Raw genomic sequence first — 26634 nt, 5'->3', positions numbered from 1 at the left:
GGCCGTTCTCCGAAGCCGCGAACAGGTGGGCGAAACGGCCGAGAACCGGCCAGTACGGTCACTTCTCCGCGCGCGGCCGGTGAAGCCACGGGCGACGCACGGTTCACCGGCCCCGCGTGCCGGGACCCGGGTCGCGGCGCGCCTCGCGCGGCATCGCCGCACCCCGCCGGGGCCGCTCCAGGACGAGGAGCGCCGAGTCGTCGTCGACGGGGCCATGTACGTCCGCGACCACCAGCCGGACGCCGCCGTCCACGGCGACGGCGTCGTACAGGTCGCCGCCGACGTGCGCCGCGTCGGACGCGGACAGGTAGGAGGCCACCACGTCGGCGGCCGGCGTCGGGGGCGGGAGCGGTTCGGGGAGGAGCCGCTGCATGGTGTCCGCCACGATCTGGACGTCCCTGAGCCGCCGCTCGACCCGCAGCCGGGTGGAGCACGCGTAGGCGGCCGCCGCCGTCACGCACAGGACCGCCGCCTGGGCGACACCCGACCGGGCGCTCCACAGGCGCTCGTGCGCCGGCGCGGTGAGCGCGCACAGGACCACCGCGACGGCGCCGGTCAGCACCACCCGTCGGCGCGTACCGTCGGCGGCCGCCAGCGCCGGGCCGACCGCGAACAGCGGCAGCAGGCTCGTGTCCGGCCACGTGAGGAGGTCGACCGCCACGACGCCCGCCATCGACGTGCCCGGGAGCACCCGGCAGGGGCTGCGTCACCACCGCCCGTAGGCGGGGGTGGTGGGCGGGCAGCTGGTGCTGGGCGACGGCGTGGGCGTCTGCGTCGGCGTCGGCGTCTCGGTCGGCGTCACCGTCGGGGTCTCGGTCGGTGTGACGGTCGGGGTCACCGTCGGGGTCTGGGTCGGAGTGACGGTCGGGGTCACCGTGGGCGTCTCGGTCGGTGTGACGGTGGGCGTCGCGGTGGGGGTCTGGGTCGGCGTTTCGGTCGGGGTCTGCGTGGGCGTCTGTGTCGGGGTCCCGGTGTCCGTGGGCGGGGCCTGGGCGCAGGTCACGGCGACGTGGCCGAGTGCGAGGTCGATCAGCGGGCCGGCGTAGAGCTCGGAGCCGTCGGTGCCGGTGAAGGTGCCGGAGACGCTGATGTCGACGCCGGCCCGCGCGCTGGTGACGGGTTGGTGGACGCCGCCCGCGGGGTCCTCGAAACGGTCGTAGGTGACGGTGAGGTCCGCGCTGGAGACGGTGTCGAGGCCGAGTTCGTCGCCCGTCACGGTCAGCTGTGTCGTGCCCTCGGGGACGAGGTGGTCGAGGACGGTGATCTCGTCGGCGTCGGTGTGGGCGTAGGCCAGGGCCAGCGGGCCGACCGACTCCGGGATGCACTCCGCGTAGGTGTCGAGGGTGCCCAGGCTCAGGAAGTCCGGGCGGGTCAGAGCGAGGGTGAAGCCGGAGGCACCGGCCTCCGCGTAGTTCTTGGCCGGCTCGGCGTCGGTGCGGGCCACGTTCGCGCCGTCGACGGTCAGACGGCTCAGAACGTCGTCGGGGTCGGAGAAGTCTCCCGGGTCGAGCCCGGCGTTCGCCGCGGAGGCAGCGGTGCCGTAGACACCGTGGTACGCGTCGATGCCGAGGCCGGGGGCCGAGGAGACGGTCAGGTCGACCAGGGTGCTGGTGGCGACGTTGTCGGCGGCCTGCGCGGACGTCTGGCCGACGGCCAGCACACAGGCGGCCACGACGGCTGCGGCTGACGCCGTGCTCGTGGCGAGCCGCGTCGGGGAGAGCTTCCTCATAGCCGACAGGAGACAACGCCGCCACCGGTGATGGTGAGATTGTCCGCCGGATAGGCGTATCAGTGTGTTGCCCCGGTTTCCCCGCCGGATCGGCCGCGGCTGCCCGCCCGGCGGCTCGGTGGGCAGGTTCCGCCCGCCGAGCGCTGAGGACGCCGGATCGGCTCCCTCCTCAGGTGATCACCAAGCGCTGCCTGCCGTCGATGAGTTCGCGCACCGCGTCCAGGTGGCCCGCGTGGGTGGCGGTCTCGGTGATGACGTGCAGGACGACCTCGCGCAGGGTGTCGTATCGCCAGCCGCTGAAGAAGTCCGGCCACCAGGCCGGGGCCGCGTCCAGGTCGGCGCCGGTCAGGAAGGAGTCCGCGCGTTCGCCTTCCCGGCGGTAGAGGGCGAGAATCTCCTCGGCCGACTTCTGCGGGCCGGGCAGCCACGCGTTCTCCCCGGACGTGAGGATCTCCTCGATCGCCGACCGCTCACCTGCCGCGACCGCGCGGAACCAGAACTTCTCGTCGTCCAGGGCGAGATGGTGGACCAGTCCCAGACACGTCCAGCCGGAGGGCAGCACCGGGCGCCGCAGCGCTTCCTCGTCCAGGCCCTCCAGGATGCCCAGGACATGCGTGCGCTTGCTGTTCAGGACGCCGAGGAGCGTGGCGAGTTCGGTGTCAGCAGCCATGGTCCGGAACGTATCCCACCCCTCTGACACCCGGTATGCGGCCGCCCGCGCGTACGCGCTGACCTGGGCGACCGGCCGGCTCGCTAGGAGGGGCCTTCGGCGTCGGCGCTGCCGATCGCGTCCAGGACGCTGTCCAGCAGTCCGGGGAAGCGGGCGTCGATGTCGTCGCGCCGCAGGGACAGGAGGAGTTCGCGGCCGGAGGGGCGCTGCCAGATGAGGCCGCCCTCGCGGAGCACCTTCCAGTGGTGGGTCAGGGTGGACTTGGCGACGTTCTTCAGCAGCGCGCCGCAGGGGTGCTCACCGCCGGCCGCCAGGGTCCGCACGACGCTCAGGCGCATCGGATGGCCCAGGGCCGTGAGGACGTTCTCCAGCCGGATCTGCTCACGGGTCGGATGTGACACAAGCATGCCCTCACCTTACGCAACGCTTCGCATGTAGCCGAACGATCGTACCGTCGCGTCCCGAACGGACCGTCCGCGCGCAACGCGCCCGCGGCCGGGGGCGGTTGACAACAGGCCCAACTGTACGACTAACTACGAACAGTTCGTCTGTACGACTACATGCGTACGGTCATCCGCCGGATCGAGAAAGGTCCTCTCCTTCCCATGCCTGCCACCCGCGCAGCCTCCCGACCGCCCACGGGCCGTCCCCGACTCGGCTGGATCCTGGCCCTGCTGGCCGCCGCACAGCTGATCATCTCGCTGGACTTCAACATCGTGTACGTGGCGCTGCCGCACATCGGCAGCGACCTCGGCTTCACCGACCAGTCCCTGCAATGGGTGGTCAGCGCCTACGCCGTCGCCTTCGGCGGCTTCCTGCTGCTCGGCGGACGCGCCGCCGACCTCATGGGGCGGCGCACCGTGTTCGTCGCGGCACTCGCGCTGTACGCGCTGTCCTCGCTGGTCGGCGCACTGGCCGCCGATCCGGCGACCATGATCGCCGTCCGCGCCGCGCAGGGCCTCGGCGGCGCACTGCTCTTCCCCGCGACCCTGTCGCTCATCAACACCCTTTTCGCGGAAGGGGCCCAGCGCAACCGCGCCCTGGCCGTATGGGGCGGCGCCGGCGCCAGCGGACTGACCCTCGGGTCGCTCCTCGGCGGCGTCCTGACCGCCGCGTTCGGCTGGCCGTCGGTCTTCATGGTCAACGTCCCGCTGGCCGGAGCCGTCGCCGTGGCCGCGTTCGTCGTCATCCCCCGTGACGGGCGGTCGGGCCCGCGCCGCAGCTTCGACCTGCCGGGCGCCGCCACCGCCACCGCAGGCGTCACCCTGCTGGTGTACGCACTGGTGCAGGGGCCCGCGAGCGGCTGGACCTCGGCCGGCATCCTGGGCAGCGGGGTGGCCGCGGTCGCGCTCCTGGGGCTGTTCGTCCTCGTCGAGTCGCGCAGCCGCGACCCGCTGATGCCCCTGCGGCTGCTGCGCAACCGCAGCCTTGCCGCCGGCATGACCGTCACGTTCCTGTTCATGGGGACCTTCGGTGCCCTGCCCTACTTCCTGACCGTGCTCTTCCAGCGCGTCCACGGCTTCAGCGCCCTGCAGACCGGTACGGCCTTCCTGGTGCCGTCGGTGTCCATCGCGGCCGGCACCCAGATCGGCGAGCGGATGGCGTCGAGGACCGCCACCCGCGCCACCCTGGTCACCGGCCTGCTGACCGGCGCCGCCGGTACGGCCGTGCTCGCCCTCGGGATCTCCGCGCACGGCGGCTACGCCGCGCTCGTGCCCGGCCTGGTCATCTCGGGCATCGGCCAGGGCATCACCTGGACCGCCATGTGGATCGCCGCCGCCTCCGGCGTGGACCCCGGCGAGCAGGGAATCGCCTCCGGAATGGCCTCCACCACCCAGCAGGTCGGCGGAGCGGTCGGTCTCGCGCTGCTGATCGCCCTGGCCAACGCCGGGGTCAACGGCCGGAAGGGCGAGGCGCTGCGCACCGCGATGGCCGACGGCACACGGACGGCCGTCCTCGTCGCCGCCGCGGGCATCCTGCTCGGCGCCCTCGTCGCGCTCGCCCTCCACCGGGCCACCCCGGGAGGCGAATCCGCCGAGATCGCACGGAACACCGAGCGGCCCGCGGCGGAGGGGAGCAGGACAACGGTGTGACGCGGCACGGGCCGGCCACCGCCGGGCCCGGTCGTCGGCTCTACGGCGGCCCCCGGCGCTCAGATCTCGGCGAGTACGGAGCGGAACCGGTCGAGCAGGGGGTTGTCGTCGCCGGTCCGCCAGACGAGGTGCAGGGTGGTCGTCGTCCCGGCCAGCGGGCGCGCGGTGACGCCGACGCGCCGCAGCACGCGGTGGGAGTCGGTCATGACGGCGGCGCCGAAGCCCGCCGCGACCAGCGCGAGCACCGTCTGCACGCTGTGCCCCTCCGCGCCGATACGGGGCGTGACGTCGGCCTGGCGGCACAGCGCGAGGATCTCGTCGTAGGACTGGGGGGAGGTCTCCCGCGGCCACAGCACCAGCGGGATCTGGCCCAGGGCCGCCAGCGGAGCGGGACCGGGGCCGTGGGCGAGCGGGTGGCCGCCCGGTACGAAGAGCGTCAGCGGTTCCTGCCACCAGGCCTGGGTGGTGAGCTGCGGGTCGCGCCGGGGGAGGCGTTGGACCGCGATGTCGAAGCGGCCGTCGAGGACGCCCGCCGACATCTCGGCGTCGCTGAAGCTCTCCTCCAGGCGGAGGGCGACGCGGGGCAGTTCACGGCGCAGCCGCCCGAGCATGCCGCCGAGCGGGCCGTTGATGCCCGACCCGGCGAACGTGACCGTGAGCCGCCCGCTGCGGCCCTCGGCCGCGAGCCGGACGTCCTCCAGAGCGGCCTCGGCCTCGGCCAGCAGGTGCGCGGCCCGCCGGGCGAGCGCCGTACCGGCCGCCGTGGGGACCAGGCCCCGGCCCTCGCGGGTGAACAACGCGGTGCCGAGGCGGCGTTCCAGTTCCCTGAGCTGACGGCTGAGCGTCGGCTGGGTCAGCGCCAGCCGGCGGGCCGCACCGCTGATGCTGCCCTCCTCGGCGATCGCCACCACATAGCCGAGCACGCGAAGTTCCATCCATACCTCCCAGGCATGGAAAGCATACCCACGGATGCGCGGAAGGCAGATCCGCCGTCGTCACCGGGCAGGCTGGAGTCATCGGAAAACAAGCCCATCTGGAGGAACCGTGAACCGCGACGAGCGATACGAGTACGGCATGAAGGTGCTGGAGCAGGTCGACGGCGAGGCCGGTCAGCGGATCGTCGACTCGCTGGCGGACACCTCGCCCGAACTGGGCCACCAGGTGGTCGCCTGGGCCTTCGGCGACATGTACGCCCGGCCCGAGCTGCCTCCCCGCGACCGTCAGCTCGTCACCCTGGGCGTGCTCGCGGCGCTCGGCGGCTGCGAGATCGAGCTGGAGGTGCACATCAACGCCGCCCTCAACGTCGGCCTGACCCCGATCGAGATCTCCGAGGCCCTGCTGCACACGGCCGTCTACGCCGGGATGCCGCGTTCGATCAACGCCACGCTGGTCGCCAAGAAGGTCTTCGGAGGGCGCGGACTGCTGCCCCTGACGAACGTGGCCTGAGCGCGGCCGCGTCCCCGCGACCGCGGCGGCGGAACGCTCGGCGGATCAGTGGGCGGTGGCGCGGGACCGCACGGCCGCGGCGCGCCCCCGTACGGGCGCCTCGCGCTTGACGTAGGTGTCGACAGGGGTGGTGGCCAGGCCCGCCACCCCGTCGAGGGCGGGCACGCGGTCGGTGAGGTAGGTGTGCAGGGCGTGGACGTCGCGGCAGACGGCGATGGCGAAGAGGCTGTGCGGCCCGGTCACGGTCGCGACGAACGCCACCTCGGGGTCCGCGGCCAGCGCCTCGGCGACGCCGCCGGTACGGGCGGGAGCCGTGGTGAGCCACAGCAGGCACTGGACGGCGGCGCCGAACAGCCGCGTATCCACCTCGACGTCGAAGGCGAGGGCGCCCGAGGCGCGCAGCTCGGCGAGCCGGCGCCGGACGGCGGAGGGCGAACTGACGAGGCGGCGGGCGAGATCCGGGTAGACCGCCCGGCCGTCTCCCCGGCGGGCACGCCCACCACCCGGGCCAAACCGGCGTCGTGCAGGCGTGCGTAACGCCGCGCCAGCGTACGGTCGTTGGCGCCGAGGATGTCGGCGATCCGGGAGAACGGCGCGCGGCCGTCCACCTGGAGCGCGTGCAGCAGCTTCGTGTCGAGCACGTCCAGTGTGTCGTGATCCACCGCTCCAGCGTATGCCGGTGACCGGATCCCCCGCCCGGGACCATTACGGCACCGCGCCCGCGGCCGGGGGCCGCTGACGGGAAGGGCCGAACCAGCCGGTGCGCACGGAGCATCGTCGTCAGGGCGGACTCATGGCAGATGCCCGCGTACGTCCGCCCAGGCGACGAGCCGGTCCTTCGTCGGTCCTTCCGGGACGAAGCCCATCAGCCGGTCCAGGTGAGCCGTCAGGTTCTTGTGCCGGCGCAGCTCGCCGATCTCCTCGAGCGGGAGGGTGCGCCAGTGGGCGGATCGCACGAGGGCCTGATCGGGGTCCAGAGCGAGTGCCGCCAGTGTGTCGGCGGCGAGTGCCCCGGGGTCCCAGTCGCGGTCGCTGCCGGGGCCGAGATGTCCGATGACCCAGGTGCGGAGCGCGAAGTCCTGGCAGGCCTTTCGGGTGTCTTCCCAGGGGGTGCCACCGGGAAGCCGTTCGTTGGCGGCCAGCGACAGCCTGGCCCAGCGCAACCGGGCGCTTCGCGACTCGTCCGACTGATAGGCATGTGACTGGGCGACGGTCCTGATGAGCTCCAGCCCACGGCCCTGTCGGGTGGCCGTGAGTGCTTCGAGGCGGTCGACGGTCCATGCGCTGAGTTCGCGGGGCGGCTGCTCGCGCTCGCTGTCGTCGCTCAACATCCCTCGTTCCGGACGGTGTACAGGCCGGGGTCGACGGTAGCTCTGTCGGAAGATCTTCGGTCGTCCGGGCGAGCTCTTCCTCGGCCCACGCGAGGCGGACCTCGGGATCGGCCTCCGCTCCGGGGCCCCGGTCGGGGTGCCGCGACCGCCCACGCCCGCACACTCTCCTCGGGTGGGCGCGGCGGCAGCGGCGTCGCTTCCTGATGCTGTTGTCAAGCCGTCGGAGTGCGACTCATGTGCCAGGTGAGCACGACGTCATGAGCTCATCTGGCGTCCTCGGCTCCGGCCATGTCGTACTCGTCGATGTCGAGCTCGGCTCCGGTGGTGCTCAGGAAGTCCAGGACCTTGCGGTCCAGGTGCCAGCCGAAGAGGTTGGGGGCATCCGCTGCGCCCGGAAGGGCTTGGCCGGTGTCGTTGACGTAGCGCACGATTTGGAGCACTGCTCCGCCGCCGGTGCGGGCCAGATGCCGGGTGAGGTCGCAGATGCGGTCCGTGTGGGGCTGGAGCCTGTCGAGAACGCGGGTGATCTGCTCGTCGACGCGCAGACCCGGCTCCCGGCAGACAACCATCCACGAGTGGTTCACCGGAACAGCCGTCGGCTCGGTGAACCGGCTGCCGCGAACAGTCACCTCGTCAGGAGCGATGCCCAGATGGGAGGTCATGTCGTCCGCCGAGGTGTGCTGGCTGAACAGCGCGAAGTAGGCGTACTGGCGAAGTGGCATCCCGTGGAGGATAGCCATGCGGGAAGCGGGCCGACCGTGATTATGCGTGCCCAGCGGTCCGGCAGCCTCGGTGACCGGAGGTGTGACCTCGTAGCACCGTCGGTCTCGGATCAGGGCCCAGAGGACGTTGACGCGTCGGCGGGCAAGGGCGAGAACGGCTTGGACGTGTTTCTTGCCCTGCCCGAGTCGCGTGGCGCAGGGGCGACGCCGGCAAAGGCCGCGAGGGCGTCCGGGGAATCGACGTCGTCCAGGCCGCCGCCGGCGGCGAGGAATTCCGCGCCGAGCACCGTGCCGATGCCGAGGACGCTCAGGACGATGTCGGCGAGTTCGTGCTCGCCAAACCGGCCCTCGATGAGCTCGTCCTTCTCGGAGACCGCACACCCCCACACAATGAGCACTGACCCCGTATCAGGCCGTACCGCCACCTCCGCCCCACCGGCGGCGGATCTGCCGGATACGTCCCAGGAAGCCGGAGCCGGGCGAGCACGGCCGACCGGGTCGGGACGCCCGCCGAGGGCAGCGCCGGGTCGCCCGGCCGGTCGGCCGGGTCCGGGGAACGGAGCAGCCCGCAAGCCCCGCAGGTCAGGGCAAACGTCACCTGATTGCCATACATCGCGGGCGCCCGCGAGGACCCCGGGCGAGCCTGGAGCCCCAACCCAAGGAGTCTCCATGCTCGTGGAAATGCTGCACGACAAGGGTCTGCGGTCCGACCACTGCTACGACGCGGGGCTCGCGTCGATCGGCCTGTCGCTCGTGTCGTGGGCGGTGTCGATGCAGGCAGAGGCGGCGGGGGTGTCCCGCGCGGACCGGTGGGGGATCTTCATCGGCGAATGGGCGCCGACGTTCTTCGCGCTGGGCCTCGCTCTGCGCCAGTACGAGGACTGAGCCGGCGCCCTCCCGGCCACGACACGGGAGGGGCGCCGGCTCAGGCGGTGCCCTGTGCGGGCGACCGCACAGCGCGGACGCGGGCGGTAGGCAGCATTGCGCGCCCACATCTGTCCGATGCGGGCCGTAGGCATGCACGCATGCTTCAGCCGCGGCACGGGTCTGTGCCACCCAACGGCCCCCACGCCATCCACTGCATCCGCCACCGCCAGGAACTGGCCCTGCGCGGGATGCCCGTGATCTGCCGGGCACCACCCCCTACGCCGGCGTGAAGGAGGGCGTGGCAGCGATGGGCTTTGACGGAACTTCCGCCGGCGCGTATCGGGAGTAACGAGCGGTACCGCACTGGATGCACCAAGCACCAAGCACCATGCGGCATCCGCAGCCACCGGCTAATGACCGGCTCAGCTGTGAGGGAGCAACCTTCGGGTTGCTCCCTCAGCCGGCTTCTGGCCAGGAGCGGAGTGTCGGCTGCGACGGTGTTGCGTTCCACGCAACGCGGTGCCGACGCCTCGGAATCGGCCGCCTGCGCTTCTCAACCCGCCTTGCCAAGGCCGACGTAGACGGAGTGCTCGACCACCCGGCGTGTGCGCACCGGTCGGAGACCGGCACCACTGCGGCCTGGCCCGGTACCCGGCTGTCGGCGTCGACGGCGACCAGGCGGTGCTCGGCGAGCCGGGTGGCGTCGAACGCCTCCCGGGTGGCAGCGGTGGTCTCGAAGGCGGCCGAGCCGCCGTCGATCCCGGCCTGGTGGATCACCAGGTCCTGCGCGGAGAGCATCGCGGTGACGGTCACCGCGGGGGTGGTCACGCCGCGGCCTCGATGCCGAGCTCGGCGAGCAGACCGCGTATGCGCTGCTCGATCTGGTCACGGATCGGGCGTACGGCGTCGACGCCCTGCCCGGCCGGGTCGTCCAGCTTCCAGTCGAGGTACCGCTTGCCGGGGAAGAACGGGCAGGCGTCGCCGCAGCCCATCGTGATCACCACGTCGGACGCCCGTACGGCCTCGGCGGTCAGCACTTTCGGGACCTCCGCGGAGATGTCGATCCCGACCTCCGACATCGCTTCGACGACGGCCGGGTTCACGGTGCCGGCCGGGGCGGAGCCGGCGGAGCGGACCTCGACGTGGTCGCCACCGAGGTGGGTGAGGAAGGCGGCGGCCATCTGGGAGCGGCCGGCGTTGTGGACGCAGACGAACAGCACGGAGGGAACGGCGGGAGCGGTCACGGGGAATTCGTCCTTCGGGGAGGGAGGGCGGAGCAGGAGAGCGGGGGTTCAGTGGCCGACGCTGACGGGGTGGTGATCGCCGTGCGGTACGACCACGTCTTCGGCGTCGGAGGCCGGGGCGGTGCGGCCGAACAGCGCGGTGACCAGACCGATGCCGACGACGAGGCCGACGAGCTGGGCGGCGATGAAGGGCAGCACGGAGGCGGGGGCGATCCCGGCGAAGGTATCGGTGAACGCCCGGCCGATCGTGACCGCGGGGTTGGCGAAGCTGGTGGAGGAGGTGAACCAGTACGCGGCGCCGATGTACGCGGCGACCGCGACCGGGACCAGGTGCGCGCGGCCGACCCGGGCCAGGCCGAAGATCAGCAGGACCAGTCCGGCGGTGGCGACGACCTCGCCCAGCCACAGGTGTCCGGACCAGCGGGCGTGGGTGGACCAGCGCACCAGTGGCTCGGCGAACATCGCATCGGCGAGCACGGCGCCGCCGATCGCTCCGGCGATCTGGGCCGGGACGTAGGCCGCGACCTCCCGCGCGGTCGGGTCCTCGCCACCGCGGCGGCCGGTCCACCAGGCGGCCAGGGTGACCACCGGGTTGAAGTGCGCGCCGGAGACCGGGCCGAGCAGCGCGATCAGCACACCGAGGCCGAACACCGTCGCGGTCGAGTTGGCCAGCAGCTGCAGCCCGACGTCCCCGGTGAGCCTGGTGGCCTGGGTGCCGGAGCCGACCACGACGGCGACCAGCGCGCCGGTCCCGACGAACTCCGCGGCCGCCCGGCGGCCGAGCGTCGCCATCGCGGTCATCCCGCCGTTCCCGCGGTCGAGCCGGCCGGAGCCTGCAGCAGGGAGGAGAGCCTGGCCAGGGCCGTAGGCAGCACCCAGTAGTAGACCCAGGTGCCGCGCCGCTCGGAGCCGACCAGGCCCGCCTCGCGCAGCACCTTCAGGTGGTGGGAAATGGTCGGCTGGGAGACGTCGAAGGGGCCGGTCAGGTCGCAGACGCACGCCTCGCCGCCCTCGTGGGAGGCGATCAGCGACAGCAGCCGCAGCCGGACCGGGTCCGACAGCGCCTTGAACATCTTCGCCAGGTCGACGGCGGCTTCCTCGCTCAGCGGCTCGCGGACCATCGGCGAGCAGCAGACCACGGCCTCGTCCTGCCCGAGGACGACCAGCTCTGAATTCGACATGCGTCTATGTTGACACTCATCGAATCGGTGAGGCAAGCTCGCTGTATCGACGAATGTCGAAACAAGGATCTCGGATCAGGAGCCCGCCATGTCCCGTGTTCAGCTCGCCCTGCGCGTCGCCGACCTCGAAGGCTCGATCGCCTTCTACTCCAAGCTGTTCGGCACCGAGCCGACCAAGCTCCGCCCCGGCTACGCGAACTTCGCGATCACCGAGCCCCCGCTCAAGCTCGTCCTCCTCGAAGGCGACGCCGGCCAGGAGACCCGCCTCGACCACCTCGGCGTCGAGGTCGGGAGCACCGAGCAGGTCACCGCCGCCACCACGCGGCTGCAGGAGGCCGGACTGGCCACCTTCGAGGAGAACGACACCTCCTGCTGCTACGCCCTCCAGGACAAGACCTGGGTGACCGGTCCGGGCAAGGAGCCCTGGGAGGTCTACGTGGTCAAGGCCGACGCCGACACCCTCGGCAAGAGCGCCGAGGGCGCAGCGGACGCCTGCTGCGGCACCACCACCCGCCGCACTCCGGACGAGCAGGCCGTCGACCCCGCCCAGAGCCCGGCCGAGCTGAAGGTCACGGCCGGTTGCGCGTGCGGGAGCTGACCGCGCCGCCGGAGGACAGCGGGGAGGGCACCGAAGAGTCGGCCGTGCCCAAGCCTAGAAGTTCGCGGGCAACGGCCTACGCCTGGTTCGGCGTCCTGGGTGACCTGGCCGGAACGGGCCGGACGCCGCATGCTCAGCCGCACGGCGGCGGGGCGAGACCCAAGCTCCGCCGCGAGGGCTTCGGCATCGCGAAACCGGGTTCACGAGGAGCCGATCAAGGACAGCGCGGTCGGTCGCGGCGTCCTGCCGCCGGATGATCAGGTACGCACCGAGGGCACCGGCCGTAAGGGCGAGCGGCGCGACGCTGCACAGGGCGTACCGGTGCTGGTCGGCCCCGTGGACGCTCCAGCCCGCGGGGGTGGCGGGCGCCCAGCTCAGGCGGATGCGGCCGCAGGGGAGTCCGGTGGGGTTCGCGCGTGCTGGACGGCAGGGCGGTTCAGGCCCAGGAGAAGAGGTCGCGGGCTTTGGTCAGGGGGTGGCCCTCCTGGCCGTCCTCGGCGATGAACACGACGTCGTCGCTGACGGCGAGTTCGCGCCGGCGAAGTGGGGGAGGAGGAAGTCGGCGTTGACGGCGAGGCGGACCCGCAGGTTGGAGTCGGGGCCGTGGAACTGGCTGAGCGGGCCGCGGACGGGCGGCGCGTGGAGATGACGCTGGAAAAGCTCGCCCGCCACTGGGCTGGGAAACCGACACCCACGAGGACAGGCTGACGGGCGTGCTCGACCCGGCACTTCCGGGCGCGGCCTGAGCGCGGACTCGTCACCGCCCCGGTCGCGCGCACGGTTCTCGCACGTGATCAACTGCTGCTGAACCCCGCGCAAGGTTCATGAGGGGACAACTCCTTCCGGCCGGTCGCGGGCCGTGCCGACGCGGTCGAGCTGTCGCAGCGCCAGCAGCCCGCCGATGCCGGGAACGACGGCAAGGGCTTTGGCGGCGGACGGGGCCCGCTCGAGGCGCCAGGTCGCGACCACAACGAACAGATAGGCGCAGCCATGGGTGGGGCCCGTCAAGGATGAAACGGGTCTGAGGTGGACGGTGAAGAGGTTGGCCAGCAGCACGGTCAGGGAGATCAGCTCGGCGTGGGCCGCGATGCGCAGGTGGCGCGGAGAGCGGATGCGCATGGTCACACCCCTGTGGTGGAGCCGGGACGGATGATCATCAGTACGGTGACCGTGGCCCAGAGGAGATTGAAGAATCCGGTCGTCATGGCGAGACGGCCCGGCGTCAATGGGTCCGCGGCCGGCAGCGGCGAGGTGGAACTCGTTGCCTCGGCCAGTGCGCGGTCCTGCGCGGGCAGGATCAGCAGAGCCAGGACGGCGGCGGCCGCGGCTGTCAGCAGGATCGAGGTGATCAGCCAGGTGTCGCCGAGGACGCCGAGACTGCCGGCGGTGGCGAAGCCGAAGAGCGGAACGGCGATTGCGATTCCTGCGTAGACCCGGCAGATGCGGTGCAGTGTCCGCAGGGTCGTACGGGCCTCGCCGTCTCCGGAGTCGCCGAGGGCGCGGCGCAGCGTCGCAGGAAACATGCTCGCGGCGACGGTGACGGGTCCGACGGCGACGAGGGCAGCCAGGACGTGCAAGGACAGAAGGAGCTTGGTCACGCCTGGTGCTCCGGGACGGTCCGGCGCGTGCCGGTGACCTTCGAGGACGGCAGGCGGCCGGCCTTGGAGGTGCCCTGAAGGGTTTCGCCGTCGACCCTCACGTCGAACGCCAGGTTGAGCCGTATGGGCTTGGTGATGGCCTGCTTCCAGGTGAGCCGCTCGCCGTCGAGGGTGATGTCGACGAGTGGTACCTCCTCGCCGGCCCCGCGGGCGACGCCGGACAGGGTGCCGTCGTGTTCGCGGAGTTCGACCACGGCCTTGATCTTGCCGATGGGGGTGGAGATGGACAGGTTCCAGGTGCCTTCGACGGACATGCTGATGTTCTTCCTGACTGTGCGCGGAGGATGGTGAGGGACTGACCCTGCGAGGGCCGAGTGATCAGAGCGGGGTGGGCGTCGGGCCCTGGGCGCGCCAGACGGTGCCGCGCCGCTCGTGGGAGAACAGCTCTTCGACGGCGTGCGCGACGCGGGGGCCGACCTCCCGCTCCAGCAGGTACAGGCCCAGATCGAGCCCGGAGGTGACGCCGGCACCGGTGATGAGGTCACCGTCGTCCACGATCCGGGCGCGGACCGCGTGGGCGCCGGTGGCGTCCAGCATGTCCAGTCCCATGTGGTGGGTGGTGGCGTGCCGTCCCTCCAGCAGTCCGGCCATGGCCAGGACGAGCGAGCCACCGCAGACCGTGGCGACCGTGACGCTCCGGTCGTCCATGGCCCGTTCGAGGAGCGCAGGCAGCTCGGTGGTCAGTGTGCGGCCCAGCAGTACGGGGATGAGCTCGTCCTGCTGCCGCTCGCCGGTGCCCGCTTCTTCTTCGGGAACCTCGCCGGGCTCGCCGACGCGACCGGAGGCGCCGGGAATCAGGAGCATGTCCGCACGCTGCAGGTCGAGTGCGCCCGCGGCGTACAGCGCCAGCCCCCTGGTGCCGCTGGTCACCTCCCGGGGGCCCTCCGCGGAGACCAGCTCGACCGTCACCGCGCCGCCCGATGCCTGACCGCCGGCGTACAGCACCTCGTAGGGAGCGACGACGTCGAGTGGGTCGAAACCGTCGAACAAGACGATCTGCACGTGCATGAGCGTTCCTTCGGGATCGCGTTCCTTCAGCTCGGACACGTCGAAGTCAACCCCCTGCCACGTCAGACGCCCAGTGGCATTAATGACATCCTTCAACGGATAAATGCCAGGTGCTTCCAGGGCCTCGGACGTGCGGCGACAATGAGAATGCCCTGATTGAGGACCATTCCATCGAGCGGTGAGGAGGTAGATTCCTGCCATGCACACGGTCGCCGTTCTCGCGCTGGACCAGGTGATCCCCTTCGATCTGTCCACCCCGATCGAGGTCTTCTCGCGGACCCGCCTGCCCGACGGGCGACCCGGCTACCAGGTCCGCGTGTGCGCCGAGCGCGAGGAGGTCGACGCCGGAGCTTTCACCCTGCGCGCGCCCTGGGATCTGAAGGGCCTCCAGGACGCCGACACGATCATCGTCCCGGGTGTCACCGACCCCACGGCTCCACTCTCCCCCGCCGTGCGCGACGCGCTGCGGTCGGCCGCCGCCGACGGCACCCGGATCGCCTCGATCTGCACGGGCACATTCCCCCTGGCCTCCACCGGGCTCCTCGACGGGCTGCGCGGCACCACCCACTGGAGCGCGGCCGGGCTTCTGGCCACCCTGCACCCGGACGTCGACGTCGACCCGGACGTCCTCTACGTCGACAACGGCCAGTTCCTCACCTCGGCCGGTGCAGCCGCGGGCATGGACCTGTGCCTGCACATGATCCGCCGTGACTACGGCTCCGCGGTCGCCGCCGACGCCGCCCGCCTGTCGGTGATGCCGCTCGAACGCGAAGGCGGCCAGGCGCAGTTCATCGTCCACGACCACACCCCCGCACCTCAGGGCTCAGAACTGGAGGCACTGCTCAGCTGGCTGAGGGCAAACCTGGCCCGCGACCTCACGCTGGCCGACATCGCCGCGCAGTCCGGTACCAGCACCCGGACCCTGATCCGGCGGTTCCGCGACCAGACCGGCACCACCCCGCTCCAGTGGCTCCACCGGGCCCGCATCCGCCAAGCACAGCACCTGCTGGAAACCACAGACCACTCGGTGGAGCGCATCGGCGACCAGGTCGGCTTCGGGTCGCCGACGACGTTCCGCGACCGCTTCAAACGCACCACCGGCGTCAGCCCGCAAACCTACCGGCGCACCTTCAGCTGAGTCAGCGACTCGGAACCGCCGTCAAGCCGATGACATCACGCCAACCTGTCACGCACGGCAGCGGCGGGCACCGCGGCAGCGGCGCCCGCCGGATGCGGCTGTGCTGCGGTCAGGGGATGGCCCAGTGCTGGTTGGCTCCGTTGTCGCAGGTCCAGATGTCGAGCTGAGTGCCGTTGTCGGCCTTGTACCCGGGGTCGTCGAGGCATTTCCCGGAGGCAGGGTTGACCAGGGTGCTGTTGACGACGGTCCATTTCTGGTTGCCACCGCCGTTGCAGGTCCACAGCTGGACCGGTGCGTGGTCGCCGGTCCCGGCGCCGTTGATGTCGAGGCAGGCGCCGTTGACCCGGATCGTGCCGTCGGCCTGGCGGGTCCAGGTCTGGGCGGTGGTGCCGTTGCAGTCCCACATCTGGACGGCCGTGCCGTTGGCGGAGGAGTTGGCGTTGGCGTCGACGCACTTGTTGCTGTTGACGTCGGACAGGATGGTGCCGGTGCTGGGCAGCGGCTGCGCGCCGGACAGGGTGATGTCCACCGAGTGCGTGCCGGTCAGCGAGGCGGGAACCGAGTTCGCGGAGGTCGCCGTGCCGTCGAGCTTGAAGGAGCTGATGGTGTTGCCGGAGCCGTGCAGCGCGATGTTCAGCGTCGCGCCCCGGTACGTGACGCCGTTCAGGGTGGTGTCGCCCCAGCCTGCGGGCAGGGTGGGCTGGAAGCTGATGCCGCCGGTGGTGAACTTCATGCCGAACAGGTCGGTGTCGATCATCCGCAGGTAGGCGGTCGCCGACCAGGTCTGGTCGGGGGCCGCGCCCCAGTGGCCGCCGGTCTGCCAGCCGCCGTCCACCGCGCCGGTCTGCGCGTTGTAGATCTCGGCGAACTGCCCGCTGGAGTTGGCGAGTCCGGCGAGCTGCTGGACCTCGTTGGCGAACCGCGCCTGGTTGCCGGACTGCGCGGCCGCGTCCGCCCAGTAGCCCTGGACCATCGGCCAGACCACGACATTGTGGCGGCCGGGCCTGGCGTCGCTGTAGCGGGCGTAGTTGGGGTAGGTGTCGACGATGCCGTACGGCTGGAGGTGCGCGTTCTGCATGATGGACCGCGCCTGGCTGGGACCGGCGATGCCGAAGAGGATGGCGAAGGACAGACCCGTGCCCTCCTCGGTCTGGTCCAGCTGGCCCGACATGCTGTCGTTGCCGTGGACGAAGTAGCCGTACAGGCCCTTGCCGGCGTTCCACAAATGGTTGTTGATCGCGCTCTTGAGGCTGTCGGCCTGGGAGTTGAGGGCGCTCACCTCACCGGCGGACTTGCCGAGGGCCGAGGCCATCAGCGCGGCGCTGCGGTAGGCCTGGTAGTACACCGCGTTGGTGCTGAGCGTCATCATCGTGGAAGTCGCCGAGTAGTCGCCGACGTAGCCGCCGTGGCTCTCGGTGCTGTCCGCGGGCGGGGCCGGGTATCCGGCGATGCCGTCGTTGAAGAACGCGGGGCCCTGGAACAGGCCGTAGGACGAGTTGTAGTTCGCGTTCTTGCGGGTGGTGAGGGTGTTGACCGCCGTCTGGTAGGCGTTGGCCAGGAAGCTCTGGTCTCCGGTGACCAGGTAGTGGTTCCAGGCGCCGACCGCCCATACGACCTGGTCCCACTGCTCGTTGTCCTGCTGGACGATCAGCTGCCCGTTCGACTGCCTGACCACCGCCGACCACAAGGTGTTCGCGGCCTGCCTCGGCTCCAGCAGGCTCGCGGCATTCCAGGAGTTGACCGCCGCGTCCCGGGTCCACGGCTGCGCGTAGCCGCCGCCCGCCCGGATGAAGGTCTGCGGGTTGCTCGTCATCAGCCCGGAGGAGTTGTAGACGGACGGGTCGTACGACACCGTGTTCGTGTCGAGCAGGTTGGTCAGCGCCTTGGTGTACGCCGCGCCCAGCGTCGCCTGCGTCGCGGCGTTGGCGAAGGTCAGCGTCGGCCGGGCGGTGCCGCTCGCCGCGTCGGCCGGGGTGGCGGACTGCCCGACACCGGACACGCCCGCTGCTGCCAGGGCCAGCGCGCCCAGGCCGACGAGCAGCCGCGACCGCCGCCGGGGGAGGGCGCTCAAAGGGTTCGGATGACGTCCGACCAGGTTGTGGGACACGTTCACAGCTCCTTGGGGGGATCGGCCTACGCCGCCCCGGGGGGACTGAATCCGCCGGGGCGGCGTAGGCCATCGGTGTGCGGGGGGAAGGCCGCGGAGGTGTCCCCGGCGAGCGCGGTGGTGCTCGCCGAGGGGCGTCCACCACACCGGGGCGGTAGGCGCAGTGTCAGGAAGGGAGGTTCCAGCGCTGGGCGTTGGTGCCGTTGCAGTCGAAGATCTGCAGTTGGGTGCCGTCTGTCGTACTGGAGTCGGGGATGTCGAGGCAGCGGCCGGACTGGGGGTTGACCAGGGCCTTGGTGCCGGAGTTGTACGTCCACAGCTGACTGCCGGTGCCGTCGCAGCCCCACAGCTGCACCAGGGTGTTGTTGCCGGTGCCGCCGAAGGCGACGTCCACGCACTTGCCGAGGAGCCGCAGCGTGCCGTCCGCGCCCACGGTGACCTGCTGGGCGGCGCTGTTGTTGCACGACCAGGACTGGATGTGGGAGCCGTCGTCGGTCGAACCGGCGTTGTCGTCCAGGCACTTGCCGGAGATGTCGGACGTGACCGGCCCGGTGCGGCTCACCGGCGGCCCCGGGGGCTTGCTGCCGCCGTCGCCGTTGTAGGAGGGCGGGGCGGAGGACGCGGCGGTGGCCCAGCCGGTGTTGGCGCTGGTGCCGAGGGTGAGGTTGAGGGTGCCGCCGCTGGTGGCGAAGGACGGGGGGAGGTAGGCGTTGTTCCAGTTGGCGCCGTTGAGGGTGGCGTTCTGGACGTACGGGGCGTTGTCGGCCGCGGAGGGGGCGTTGACGAGGATGTGGCCGCCGCTGCCGAGGGTCACGTCGACGGAGGTGAACAGGGGGCTGCCCAGGGCGAGGTCGGCGGTGCCGGGGGTCTCGGGGTAGAAGCCCATCGCGGACCACACGTACCAGGCGCTCATGGTGCCCAGGTCGTCGTTGCCGACGCCCCAGTTGGCGGGGTTGTCGGGCCAGAGCTGGTCCTGGACCTGGCGGACGGTCTTCTGGGTCTTCCAGGGCTGGCCGATGTAGTCGTATTCCCAGGGCAGTTCGATGGAGGGCTCGTTGCCGAGGTCGGCGTGCGCGCCGCCGGAGCCGTGGAAGTCCGAGAGGACGCTGTCGAGATAGCCGGCGTACTTCGCGTTGCCGCCCATGGCGTCGGCGAGGCCGCGGACGTTGTGCGGCACCGCGCCGGTGTACTGCCAGGACGTGCCCTCCACGAACTGGTCGCTGCTGGTGGGGTCGAAGCTGCCCTTCCAGGATCCGTTCAGCTGCTTGGGCTGCATGAAGCCGCTGCCGGTGTTGAAGACGTTGCGCCAGTCCTGGGCGCGGTTGGCGAACTGCGAGGCCGTGGTGGTGTCGCCCAGCGCCTTGGCGAAGGCCGAGGTGGCGAAGTCCTGCGCGCTGTATTCCAGCAAGGTGGCCACCGAGCCGTAGAAGTCGTGCGGGTAGGTGCCGTCCGAGGGGAGGTAGCCGTACTTCGTCTGGAGGTCCAGGCCCATCCGGATCGGGTTCGTGGTGGTGCCCTCCTTGACCATGTCGGCCTTGGCGGCGGCGGTGTCGAAGTTCCGTGCGCCGAAGGCGTAGTAGTCCGCGACGATCGCCGGGCCCGGGTCGCCGTTCATCACCTGGGTCTCGGCGGAGTTCAGCGACCACTTGGGGAAGAATCCGGCCTGCGCGTAGTCGTTGACCAGCGACTGCGCGCTGTCCGACGCCTGCTGCGGGGCGACCAGCGCCTCCAGCTGTGCCTGGGTGCGGTAGATGTCCCAGCCGGAGTAGGTGCCGTACTGCGCCTTCTGGCCGCCCGAGACGGTGTGCACCTGGTGGTCGAAGCCGAGGTAGCGGCCGTCGCTGTCGCTGAGCAGGTTCGGGTGCAGCAGCGCGTGGTAGAGCGAGGTGTAGAAGACCTTCTGCTGGTCGGAGGTGCCGCCAGCGATCGCGATCCGGCCGAGCACGGAATTCCACGCGTTGTGCGCGGCGGTGCGGGTGCCGTCGAAGTCCCAGCTGCCGTTCTCGGCCGTGCGGTTGGCCGTGGCGCCGGCGATCGAGACGTAGGACAGGCCGACCTTGGCCTGCACCACCCGGTTGGAGGTGGTGTTGAAGGTGACCGAGTCGCCGCCGTTGAAGCTGCCGTTGGAGGTCATCGGCTGGTCGAAGACCATGTCGAAGTAGGCGGTGTAGGACGGGGCGGACGCGCAGAACAGCCCGGCGTCGACCGAACCGCTCACCTCGGTGCTGCTGACGCGGTTGAAGTGCAGGTTGGTGGCCTTGTCGGCGTTGAGTTTGAACAGCAGGTTGGCCTGGGTGGTGGCGGGGAAGGTGAAGCGTGCCATGCCGGAGCGGGCGGTGGCGGTCAGCTCGGTCTTCACCCCGTTGTTCAGGGTGACCGCGTAGGCGCCCGCGCTCGCCGACTCGTGGCTGTGGCTGTATCCGGCGGTGGCATTGCCGTCAACGTTTCCGGTGGTGGGCAGGACGGGGATGTCGCCCATCGCGCCGCAGCCGGGTCCGGAGATGTGGTTGAGGCTGAACCCTGTGACAACGTTGTCGGAGTATGCGTAGTCACCGCCGGGCGGGCGGGAGGGCGTGTCGGGGCTCCACGAGACCATCCCGAACGGCGTGTCGGCGCCGGGGAAGGTGTTCCCGCCGTTGGAGGTGCCCAGCAGCGGATTGACCAGGGACGCCGGATCACTGACCGCGGCCGGGGCCGCGCTTGCGGCATGAGCGGAAGTGGCCGGGGCGGCCAGTCCGAGAACGAGCAGGCAGGTTGCGAGAGGGATACGCCATCGCTTCATCTTCGCGGCTCCAGGTGCCTGAGGCACGGCTGTTGCTGAACTGGCGGGGGTGAGTTCCGCACAGCAAAGGGCAGTTCCTGAACATCTGTCAACGCATTCGACCGAAATTGCGCACACGACTCAACAGACATCGGAGGAAAAGGCGTATGCATGTGACAGTGCGGCGGGACCGGGGGCGCTTTCGGCGTCGAGGGTCGGCGCCGCGCGGCCCTCGTTCCACCCGATCGGTGCCTGATTCCAGGTCAGGTGCATGGCGAGCGGTCGGCGCCCACGGACGCCCACCGGGATGAAGGTGCCGATGCGTACCGTCGTGCCCGCACCGTGGGAGCGCGCTCACGCGGGGAGGCGTTCGGCGGTCGGCGGTCGAGCAGTCCGACCATTTGTCCAGACCATTGACGCGAGCATGGTCGCTGACTAGCTTCGGGGAGCGCTCTCCCGTAGTCACCAGTGCACCCCGCCGGGGTCGGTCGGATAGTGAGGGAGCTCCCATGTCCGCTGATCAGGTGCCATGTCTCTCGCACCGACAACGTTGTCAGAGTCGATTGTCCATCGGCATCGTCCGACCGCTGCCGGCCGGCCCTGCGGTCGCGCCGTGCGGGTGCAGTCCCTGCGAGCTGTTCGTTTCTGTTCTCCCGTCAGGGTCTCGACCGGCAAATGAACACGATCACACGCTTTCCGCCACCCCCTCCTGCAAAGGTTGTCACTCATGTCACGACTATGGATATTCACCCCGCTATGGGTACTTACGCTCCTCGCCGCGCTTCTCGCTGTCGCCGTCGCTCCGGCGCAGGCGGCGACGACAACGATCACGGTGGACGGCGCCCAGAGCGGGCGGACGTTCGACGGGATCGGGGCGATCAGCGGTGGCGGGGGTAACTCCCGGCTGCTGACGGACTATCCGGCCGCGCAGCAGTCGCAGATCCTGGACTACATGTTCAAGCCCGGCTACGGGGCGAACCTGCAGCTGCTGAAGCTGGAGATCGGCGGCGACGCGAACTCCACCGACGGCTCCGAGCCGTCGATCGAGCACGCGCGGGGCACGATCAACTGCAACGCGGGCTACGAGTTCTGGCTCGGCGAGCAGGCCAAGGCCCGCAATCCGAACATCGGGCTCTACGGCCTGGCGTGGGCCGCGCCCGGGTGGATCAACGGCGGCTTCTGGTCCACCGACACCATCAACTACCTGATCTCCTGGCTGGACTGCGCCAAGCAGCACGACCTCACCATCAAGTACCTCGGCGGCTGGAACGAGCGCGGCCACGACGCGAACTGGTTCGTCCAGCTGCGGTCCGCCCTCAACGCGCACGGCTACGGCAGCGTGCAGCTGGTCGCCGACGACTCCGGGTGGGGTGTCGCGGACGACATGGCCGGCAACTCCGCCTTCAACGACGCGGTGTCGATCATCGGCGCGCACTACTCCTGCAACGGCGGTGACGGCGGCGACGCGAAGAGCTGCTCCAGCACCACGGCGGCCAAGAACAACGGCAAGCCGCTGTGGGACAGCGAGAACGGCTCGCAGGACATGAACACCGGCGCCCCGGCGCTGATCCGTGCGATCACCCGCGGGTACGTCGACGCGAAGATGACCAGCTACTTCAACTGGCCACTGATCGCGGCGATCTACCCGAACCTGCCCTACAACACCGTCGGCCTGGCCACCGCCGCGTCGCCCTGGTCGGGGCACTACACGATCGGCGCCAGCACCTGGGCGACCGCGCAGGTCACCCAGTTCACCCAGCCCGGCTGGAAGTTCATCGACTCCGCGTCGGGCTACCTCGGCGGGAACGAGAACAACGGCACCTATGTGACGGTGAAGTCCAACACCACCTCGGACTACTCGACGATCCTGGAGACCACGACCTCCACCTCGTCGCAGACGGTGAACTTCAACGTCAAGGGCGGTCTGTCCACCGGGACCGTGCACGTCTGGTCGACCGACGTCAACAATCCGAGCACCGCGACCTCGTTCGTCCACACCCAGGACATCACGCCGAGCAACGGCTCGTACTCGCTGACCATGCAGCCCGGCTACGTCTACACCGTCACCACCCTCGGCGGCGGCGGCAAGGGCACCGCGACCGCGCCCGCCGACCACGCGCTCGCGCTGCCGTACTCCGACACCTACGACAGCTACGGCAACGGCACCGAGGCCAGGTACCTGTCCGACATGCAGGGCTCCTTCGAGGTCCAGCCCTGCACCGGCCGCAGCGGGCAGTGCGTCCAGCAGATGGCACCGGTCAAGCCGATCGAATGGCAGGACGACTCCGACTCCTACGCTCTGATCGGCGACCCGACCTGGGCGAACTACACCGTCAGCTCCGACGTCCTGCTGCGAAGCGCCGGCACCACCGAACTGCTCGGCCGGGCCAACACCCAGCAGCGTCCCCAGTCCCACATGAACGCCTACTACCTGCGGATCCGCGACACCGGTCAGTGGTGGATCGAGAAGATGTACACCGACGGCTCCAACCACACGCTGGCCACCGGCACCACCACCGCGCTGGGCACCGGCACCTGGCACAACCTGTCCTTCACCTTCCAGGGCTCCACCATCAGCGCAAAGCTCGACGGCAACCAGTTCGGCTCGGTGACCGACACCTCCTTCTCCAGCGGGCAGGCGGGTCTCGGCATCCAGGGCTACCGCACCGACCAGTTCGACAACCTCGCGATCACTCCCGGCACCGGCGGCGGCACCGGAGGCACCCCGGGCGGCACCGGGGCGGTGGTGTCGGCGAACGGCGGGAAGTGCCTGGACAACGACACCGGTTCGACCACCAACGGCAACAAGATCCAGATCTGGACGTGCAACAACACCGCCGCCCAGCAGGTCACCGTCGGAACCGACGGCACCCTCAAGGTCCTGGGCAAGTGCGTGGAGGTCACCGGCAACGGCGGCACCGCCAACGGCACCCTGGTCGAGCTGTGGGACTGCAACGGCGGCAACAACCAGAAGTGGACCTACACCGCCTCGACCGGCGCCCTGGTCAACCCCCAGTCCGGCCGCTGCCTCGACGTCCCCAACGCCAGCACCACCGACGGTACCCAACTGGAGATCTGGGACTGCAACACCGGCAACAACCAGCGCTGGACTGTTCCCACCACCTGACCCCACCCCGCACGGCAGAGGAGGACGCATGAGGATCAGACAAACAGGAACGGTTGCGGCGATGACGGTTGCCCTCAGCCTGGGCGTGACGCTGCCGGCGATGGCCGGTACAGCGGCGGCCCAGCCACGGGCAGCCGCGGCGCCCGCGTCATTGCGGGTGATGCCGCTGGGCGACTCGATCACCTGGGGTGTCGGCAGCCCGTCGGGCAACAGCTACCGCGGCTTCCTGTGGAACGAGCTGGCAGCCGAGGGACACCCCCTGGACTTCGTGGGCTCCGGCCGGAACGGCCCGATGTCCGACCCCGACAACGAGGGCCACTCCGGCTGGCGGATCGACCAGATCGCGGGCATAGCCGATGCGGTCCTGGCCCAGTACCGGCCCAATGTGATCACCCTGGAGATCGGTACCAACGACCTGAACCAGAACTACCAGGTCCCCACCGCCACCGACCGGCTCAGTGCCCTGATCGACCAGCTCACCAGTGACGCCCCCGACGCGACCGTCCTGGTCGGCACCCTGATCGTCTCCACCAACGCCACCGAGGAACCGAACCGGCCGGCCTTCAACGCCAAGCTCCCCGGCATCGTCCAGGCCAAGCAGGCCGCGGGTCAGCACGTCCGCCTCGTCGACATGAGCGCTCTGACCACCGCAGACCTCTCCGACGCGCTGCACCCCAACGACAACGGCTTCAGCAAGATGGCCGACGCCTTCAACGCCGGCATCCAGGCCGCGGACAGCGCCGGGTGGATCAAACCCCCGGTCGCCGTCGGCGGTCCGGTCCGGTCCGGCGTCGCCGGAAAGTGCCTGGACGTCAACTCCGGCAGCAGCGCCAGCGGCACCGCCGTGCAGATCTGGGGCTGCAACGGCACCGGCGCCCAGTCCTGGACCGCCGTGCCGGACGGGACGCTGCGCGCCCTGGGCAAGTGCCTGGACGTGACCGGCGCGGCAACCGCCAACGGCAGCAAGGTCGAGCTGTGGGACTGCAACGGCGGCGCCAACCAGCAGTGGCAGCCGTACAACGGCGGCTACCGCAACCCGGTCTCCGGCCGCTGCCTCGACGACCCCGCCTCCTCCACCACCGACGGCACGCAGACGGTGATCTGGGACTGCAACGGCGGCGCAAACCAGAAGTGGTCCACCCCCGGAGCATGACAGGCACGTACGCATGACACCCGGGGCAGGACGGTCGCCGACTGCGAACCGGTTCCTGCCCCGGACCCGGTCGTCCCATCCCCCCACCAGGAGGACACGTGCCCAGCGCACGGAAGACTCTGACACCGTTCCTCGTCACGGCTCTCGCCGCGGCCGGACTCACCGTACTCGCCACCGCACCCGGAGCCCACGCGGCGGTACCCGACACGATCCCGCTGACCTACACCAACAACTCCGGTCGCAGCGAGCAGATCTACCTCTACGACCTGGGCACCCAGCTCTCCACGGGCCGCCAGGGCTGGGCCGACGCGAACGGCACCTTCCACGCCTGGCCGGCGGGCGGCAACCCGCCGACCCCGGCGCCGGACGCGTCGATCGCCGGCCCGGCGAACGGACAGTCCGCCACCCTCCGCATCCCGAAGTTCTCCGGCCGGATCTACTTCTCCTTCGGCCAGAAGCTGGACTTCCGGCTGACCACCGGCGGCCTGGTGCAGCCCGCGGTCCAGAACCCGTCCGACCCCAACCACAACATCCTGTTCGACTGGACCGAGTACACCCTCGACGACGCGGGGCTGTGGATCAACAGCACGCAGGTCGACATGTTCTCGGTGCCGTACACCGTCGGCGTCTCGGGCTCCGGCGGCACCAGGACCACCGGCACGCTGAAGTCCGGCGGGTACAACGCCTTCTTCACCTCCCTGCAGAACCAGCCCGGCGGCTGGGCGGGTCTCGTCCAGAAGCGTTCCGACGGCACGATCCTGCGCGCCGTGAACCCCGGCCACGGCATCGAGTCCGGCGCCCTGCCCGCCACCGTGATGGACGACTACGTCAACCGCGTGTGGTCGAAGTACAGCACCTCGACGCTGACGGTCACCCCCTTCGCCGATCAGCCGGGCACCAGGTACTACGGGCGGGTCTCGGGCAACACGATGAACTTCACCAACGCCTCGGGCGCCGTCGTCACCAGCTTCCAGAAGCCCGACTCGGACAGCATCTTCGGCTGCTACAAGCTGCTGGACGCCCCCAACGACCTCGTCCGCGGCCCGATCTCGCGAACCCTGTGCGCCGGTTACAACCGCACCACGCTGCTCACCGACCCCGACCAGCCCGACAGCGGCACCGCGGGCTTCTACGGGGACGCGGACACCAACTACTACGCCAAGTATCTGCACGCCCAGATGGCCGACGGCAACGCGTACGCCTTCGCCTTCGACGACGTCGGCAACCACGAGTCGCTGGTCCACGACGACAGCCCGTCCTCGGCCTCGATCACGCTCGACTCGCTGAACGGCGGCGGGGGCACAGCGCCCTCAGGGCCTGTCGACACCTCGGCCTGGTACAAGCTGGTGGCCGCCCACTCGGGCAAGTGCGTGGACGCCTCCGGTGCCGGGACGGCCAACGGCACCCCGCTGCTCCAGTGGACCTGCGGCGGTCAGGCCAACCAGCAGTGGCAGTTCCGTCCCACCGACAGCGGCTACTACACGATCGCCAACCGCAACTCCGCCGCCGACAACCAGGTCATCGACGATCCGGCGAGCTCCGGCGCGGACGGCACCGCCCTGGACACCTGGACACGGGACGGCGGCGCCAACCAGCAGTGGCTGCCGGTGGCCCAGTCCGACGGCCGGTACCACCTGGTGTCCCGTGCCAACGGCAAATGCCTGGACATCACCGGCGCCTCGACCGCGGACGGCACCCTCGTGGAGCAGTGGGCCTGCAACGGCGGCTCCAACCAGTCCTTCCAGCTCGCCGCCGGCTGAGCGCCCCCGGTGTCCGCCGCGCGTCGGTCCTCCCGGTTCGA

The 26634-nt window shown here is 70.6% G+C and carries 26 protein-coding genes and 2 pseudogenes; 9 read left to right on the top strand and 19 right to left on the bottom strand.

What is annotated here, in order from left to right; all coding sequences use genetic code 11:
* Positions 1 to 103: 103 nt before the first annotated feature.
* The 4 genes from ACWERV_RS04445 to ACWERV_RS04430 all read right to left on the bottom strand — a co-directional run bounded on the left by ACWERV_RS04445 (position 104) and on the right by ACWERV_RS04430 (position 2806).
* Positions 104 to 691 carry a hypothetical protein gene (locus ACWERV_RS04445; RefSeq protein ID WP_452928623.1) on the bottom strand — a complete coding sequence of 196 codons (588 nt, stop codon included), beginning with the start codon at positions 689 to 691 and terminating at the stop codon, positions 104 to 106.
* A 15-nt stretch (positions 692 to 706) separates the two neighbouring features.
* Positions 707 to 1729: a hypothetical protein gene (locus ACWERV_RS04440; RefSeq protein ID WP_452928621.1), complete on the bottom strand. Its 1023-nt coding sequence runs from the start codon at positions 1727 to 1729 to the stop codon at positions 707 to 709.
* Between the two features lie 169 nt (positions 1730 to 1898).
* Positions 1899 to 2399: a DinB family protein gene (locus ACWERV_RS04435; RefSeq protein ID WP_452928619.1), complete on the bottom strand. Its 501-nt coding sequence runs from the start codon at positions 2397 to 2399 to the stop codon at positions 1899 to 1901.
* A gap of 83 nt (positions 2400 to 2482) precedes the next feature.
* Entirely contained in the window at positions 2483 to 2806 is a 324-nt protein-coding gene (locus ACWERV_RS04430) for an ArsR/SmtB family transcription factor (protein WP_452928616.1), read from the bottom strand.
* Between the two features lie 198 nt (positions 2807 to 3004).
* Here ACWERV_RS04430 and ACWERV_RS04425 point away from each other — a divergent pair, with 198 nt between their 5' ends.
* On the top strand, positions 3005 to 4492 hold the full coding sequence (locus tag ACWERV_RS04425; protein ID WP_452928613.1) for an MFS transporter: 1488 nt from the start codon (positions 3005 to 3007) through the stop codon (positions 4490 to 4492).
* A 59-nt stretch (positions 4493 to 4551) separates the two neighbouring features.
* Here the strand turns inward: ACWERV_RS04425 and ACWERV_RS04420 are convergent, their stop codons facing one another.
* Positions 4552 to 5427 (bottom strand): LysR family transcriptional regulator, encoded by an 876-nt coding sequence (locus ACWERV_RS04420; protein WP_452928611.1) that lies wholly within the window; start codon positions 5425 to 5427, stop codon positions 4552 to 4554.
* Between the two features lie 139 nt (positions 5428 to 5566).
* On the opposite strand from ACWERV_RS04420, the gene ACWERV_RS04415 reads away from it, so the two are divergent.
* A complete protein-coding gene (locus ACWERV_RS04415; protein WP_398189535.1) occupies positions 5567 to 5938 on the top strand; it encodes a carboxymuconolactone decarboxylase family protein in 372 nt (123 codons plus the stop codon).
* Positions 5939 to 5983: 45 nt separating this feature from the next.
* Here ACWERV_RS04415 and ACWERV_RS04410 read toward each other — a convergent pair whose 3' ends face one another.
* The 4 genes and pseudogenes from ACWERV_RS04410 to ACWERV_RS04395 form a co-directional block, all read right to left on the bottom strand.
* A complete protein-coding gene (locus ACWERV_RS04410) occupies positions 5984 to 6304 on the bottom strand; it encodes an Lrp/AsnC family transcriptional regulator (protein ID WP_452928609.1) in 321 nt (106 codons plus the stop codon).
* Positions 6305 to 6729: 425 nt separating this feature from the next.
* Positions 6730 to 7269, bottom strand: coding sequence for a hypothetical protein (locus ACWERV_RS04405; RefSeq protein WP_452928607.1), 540 nt, complete (start codon positions 7267 to 7269; stop codon positions 6730 to 6732).
* A 263-nt stretch (positions 7270 to 7532) separates the two neighbouring features.
* A complete protein-coding gene (locus ACWERV_RS04400) occupies positions 7533 to 7991 on the bottom strand; it encodes a DUF4279 domain-containing protein (RefSeq protein WP_452928934.1) in 459 nt (152 codons plus the stop codon).
* Between the two features lie 60 nt (positions 7992 to 8051).
* A pseudogene (locus ACWERV_RS04395) lies at positions 8052 to 8365 on the bottom strand (transposase); the annotation flags it as partial.
* A 295-nt stretch (positions 8366 to 8660) separates the two neighbouring features.
* Between ACWERV_RS04395 and ACWERV_RS04390 the strand changes: the two are divergent.
* Positions 8661 to 8876 (top strand): hypothetical protein, encoded by a 216-nt coding sequence (locus ACWERV_RS04390; RefSeq protein ID WP_452928604.1) that lies wholly within the window; start codon positions 8661 to 8663, stop codon positions 8874 to 8876.
* Between the two features lie 438 nt (positions 8877 to 9314).
* Here the strand turns inward: ACWERV_RS04390 and ACWERV_RS04385 are convergent, their stop codons facing one another.
* The 4 genes from ACWERV_RS04385 to ACWERV_RS04370 are packed head-to-tail and all read right to left on the bottom strand — an operon-like array spanning position 9315 to position 11283.
* Complete coding sequence (locus tag ACWERV_RS04385) at positions 9315 to 9686, bottom strand: hypothetical protein (RefSeq protein WP_452928601.1); 372 nt, start codon at positions 9684 to 9686, stop codon at positions 9315 to 9317.
* On the bottom strand, positions 9683 to 10102 hold the full coding sequence (locus ACWERV_RS04380) for an arsenate reductase ArsC (protein WP_452928599.1): 420 nt from the start codon (positions 10100 to 10102) through the stop codon (positions 9683 to 9685). Before ACWERV_RS04380 ends, ACWERV_RS04385 begins: the two co-directional genes overlap by 4 nt.
* 48 nt (positions 10103 to 10150) lie before the next feature.
* On the bottom strand, positions 10151 to 10903 hold the full coding sequence (locus ACWERV_RS04375; RefSeq protein WP_452928597.1) for an aquaporin: 753 nt from the start codon (positions 10901 to 10903) through the stop codon (positions 10151 to 10153).
* Entirely contained in the window at positions 10900 to 11283 is a 384-nt protein-coding gene (locus tag ACWERV_RS04370) for an ArsR/SmtB family transcription factor (protein WP_452928595.1), read from the bottom strand. The genes ACWERV_RS04375 and ACWERV_RS04370 overlap by 4 nt, the downstream gene beginning before the upstream one ends.
* Positions 11284 to 11371: 88 nt before the next feature.
* Here ACWERV_RS04370 and ACWERV_RS04365 point away from each other — a divergent pair, with 88 nt between their 5' ends.
* Complete coding sequence (locus tag ACWERV_RS04365) at positions 11372 to 11881, top strand: ArsI/CadI family heavy metal resistance metalloenzyme (protein WP_452928592.1); 510 nt, start codon at positions 11372 to 11374, stop codon at positions 11879 to 11881.
* A gap of 822 nt (positions 11882 to 12703) precedes the next feature.
* On the opposite strand, the gene ACWERV_RS04360 is transcribed toward ACWERV_RS04365, so the two are convergent.
* From ACWERV_RS04360 to ACWERV_RS04345, 4 genes are all read right to left on the bottom strand, one after another.
* Positions 12704 to 13000: a DUF3817 domain-containing protein gene (locus ACWERV_RS04360; protein WP_452928932.1), complete on the bottom strand. Its 297-nt coding sequence runs from the start codon at positions 12998 to 13000 to the stop codon at positions 12704 to 12706.
* A gap of 2 nt (positions 13001 to 13002) precedes the next feature.
* Positions 13003 to 13479: a DUF2269 family protein gene (locus tag ACWERV_RS04355; protein WP_452928590.1), complete on the bottom strand. Its 477-nt coding sequence runs from the start codon at positions 13477 to 13479 to the stop codon at positions 13003 to 13005.
* Entirely contained in the window at positions 13476 to 13793 is a 318-nt protein-coding gene (locus tag ACWERV_RS04350) for a hypothetical protein (protein ID WP_452928587.1), read from the bottom strand. Before ACWERV_RS04350 ends, ACWERV_RS04355 begins: the two co-directional genes overlap by 4 nt.
* A 64-nt stretch (positions 13794 to 13857) precedes the next feature.
* Positions 13858 to 14547, bottom strand: coding sequence for a DJ-1/PfpI family protein (locus tag ACWERV_RS04345; RefSeq protein WP_452928584.1), 690 nt, complete (start codon positions 14545 to 14547; stop codon positions 13858 to 13860).
* Positions 14548 to 14746: 199 nt separating this feature from the next.
* Between ACWERV_RS04345 and ACWERV_RS04340 the strand changes: the two genes are divergently transcribed.
* The gene (locus ACWERV_RS04340) at positions 14747 to 15685 is read left to right on the top strand and encodes a GlxA family transcriptional regulator (protein WP_452928581.1); all 939 of its coding nucleotides are present in this window, start codon (positions 14747 to 14749) and stop codon (positions 15683 to 15685) included.
* A gap of 109 nt (positions 15686 to 15794) precedes the next feature.
* Here ACWERV_RS04340 and ACWERV_RS04335 read toward each other — a convergent pair whose 3' ends face one another.
* Together ACWERV_RS04335 and ACWERV_RS04330 are read right to left on the bottom strand one after the other, a co-directional pair.
* The gene (locus tag ACWERV_RS04335; protein ID WP_452928579.1) at positions 15795 to 17792 is read right to left on the bottom strand and encodes a ricin-type beta-trefoil lectin domain protein; all 1998 of its coding nucleotides are present in this window, start codon (positions 17790 to 17792) and stop codon (positions 15795 to 15797) included.
* A gap of 166 nt (positions 17793 to 17958) precedes the next feature.
* Complete coding sequence (locus tag ACWERV_RS04330) at positions 17959 to 20574, bottom strand: lectin (RefSeq protein ID WP_452928576.1); 2616 nt, start codon at positions 20572 to 20574, stop codon at positions 17959 to 17961.
* An 811-nt stretch (positions 20575 to 21385) separates the two neighbouring features.
* Here ACWERV_RS04330 and ACWERV_RS04325 point away from each other — a divergent pair.
* The 4 genes and pseudogenes from ACWERV_RS04325 to ACWERV_RS04310 all read left to right on the top strand — a co-directional run bounded on the left by ACWERV_RS04325 (position 21386) and on the right by ACWERV_RS04310 (position 26593).
* Positions 21386 to 23680: a ricin-type beta-trefoil lectin domain protein gene (locus ACWERV_RS04325; protein WP_452928573.1), complete on the top strand. Its 2295-nt coding sequence runs from the start codon at positions 21386 to 21388 to the stop codon at positions 23678 to 23680.
* Between the two features lie 61 nt (positions 23681 to 23741).
* Positions 23742 to 24833 carry a ricin-type beta-trefoil lectin domain protein gene (locus ACWERV_RS04320; protein ID WP_452928570.1) on the top strand — a complete coding sequence of 364 codons (1092 nt, stop codon included), beginning with the start codon at positions 23742 to 23744 and terminating at the stop codon, positions 24831 to 24833.
* Positions 24834 to 24952: 119 nt separating this feature from the next.
* Positions 24953 to 26122 (top strand): annotated as a pseudogene (locus tag ACWERV_RS04315) (glycoside hydrolase family 64 protein); the annotation flags it as partial.
* Complete coding sequence (locus ACWERV_RS04310) at positions 26102 to 26593, top strand: RICIN domain-containing protein (RefSeq protein WP_452928929.1); 492 nt, start codon at positions 26102 to 26104, stop codon at positions 26591 to 26593. The pseudogene ACWERV_RS04315 and the gene ACWERV_RS04310, both read left to right, overlap by 21 nt.
* Positions 26594 to 26634 lie beyond the last annotated feature (41 nt).

Source organism: Streptomyces sp. NPDC004031, assembly GCF_053604375.1.
This window is presented reverse-complemented; position numbering and strand designations above follow the sequence as displayed.

Excerpts from the sequence above, each read along its gene's own strand:
- ACWERV_RS04345 (WP_452928584.1), bottom strand. The coding sequence starts at position 14,547 with ATGCACGTGCAGATCGTCTTGTTCGACGGTTTCGACCCACTCGACGTC.
- ACWERV_RS04375 (WP_452928597.1), bottom strand. The coding sequence starts at position 10,903 with ATGACCGCGATGGCGACGCTCGGCCGCCGGGCGGCCGCGGAGTTCGTC.
- ACWERV_RS04320 (WP_452928570.1), top strand. The coding sequence starts at position 23,742 with ATGACGGTTGCCCTCAGCCTGGGCGTGACGCTGCCGGCGATGGCCGGT.
- ACWERV_RS04420 (WP_452928611.1), bottom strand. The coding sequence starts at position 5,427 with ATGGAACTTCGCGTGCTCGGCTATGTGGTGGCGATCGCCGAGGAGGGC.
- ACWERV_RS04370 (WP_452928595.1), bottom strand. The coding sequence starts at position 11,283 with ATGTCGAATTCAGAGCTGGTCGTCCTCGGGCAGGACGAGGCCGTGGTC.
- ACWERV_RS04350 (WP_452928587.1), bottom strand. The coding sequence starts at position 13,793 with ATGTCCGTCGAAGGCACCTGGAACCTGTCCATCTCCACCCCCATCGGC.
- ACWERV_RS04405 (WP_452928607.1), bottom strand. The coding sequence starts at position 7,269 with ATGTTGAGCGACGACAGCGAGCGCGAGCAGCCGCCCCGCGAACTCAGC.
- ACWERV_RS04435 (WP_452928619.1), bottom strand. The coding sequence starts at position 2,399 with ATGGCTGCTGACACCGAACTCGCCACGCTCCTCGGCGTCCTGAACAGC.
- ACWERV_RS04400 (WP_452928934.1), bottom strand. The coding sequence starts at position 7,991 with ATGCCACTTCGCCAGTACGCCTACTTCGCGCTGTTCAGCCAGCACACC.
- ACWERV_RS04390 (WP_452928604.1), top strand. The coding sequence starts at position 8,661 with ATGCTCGTGGAAATGCTGCACGACAAGGGTCTGCGGTCCGACCACTGC.
- ACWERV_RS04430 (WP_452928616.1), bottom strand. The coding sequence starts at position 2,806 with ATGCTTGTGTCACATCCGACCCGTGAGCAGATCCGGCTGGAGAACGTC.
- ACWERV_RS04340 (WP_452928581.1), top strand. The coding sequence starts at position 14,747 with ATGCACACGGTCGCCGTTCTCGCGCTGGACCAGGTGATCCCCTTCGAT.
- ACWERV_RS04425 (WP_452928613.1), top strand. The coding sequence starts at position 3,005 with ATGCCTGCCACCCGCGCAGCCTCCCGACCGCCCACGGGCCGTCCCCGA.
- ACWERV_RS04415 (WP_398189535.1), top strand. The coding sequence starts at position 5,567 with ATGAAGGTGCTGGAGCAGGTCGACGGCGAGGCCGGTCAGCGGATCGTC.
- ACWERV_RS04365 (WP_452928592.1), top strand. The coding sequence starts at position 11,372 with ATGTCCCGTGTTCAGCTCGCCCTGCGCGTCGCCGACCTCGAAGGCTCG.
- ACWERV_RS04330 (WP_452928576.1), bottom strand. The coding sequence starts at position 20,574 with ATGAAGCGATGGCGTATCCCTCTCGCAACCTGCCTGCTCGTTCTCGGA.
- ACWERV_RS04440 (WP_452928621.1), bottom strand. The coding sequence starts at position 1,729 with ATGAGGAAGCTCTCCCCGACGCGGCTCGCCACGAGCACGGCGTCAGCC.
- ACWERV_RS04360 (WP_452928932.1), bottom strand. The coding sequence starts at position 13,000 with ATGCGCATCCGCTCTCCGCGCCACCTGCGCATCGCGGCCCACGCCGAG.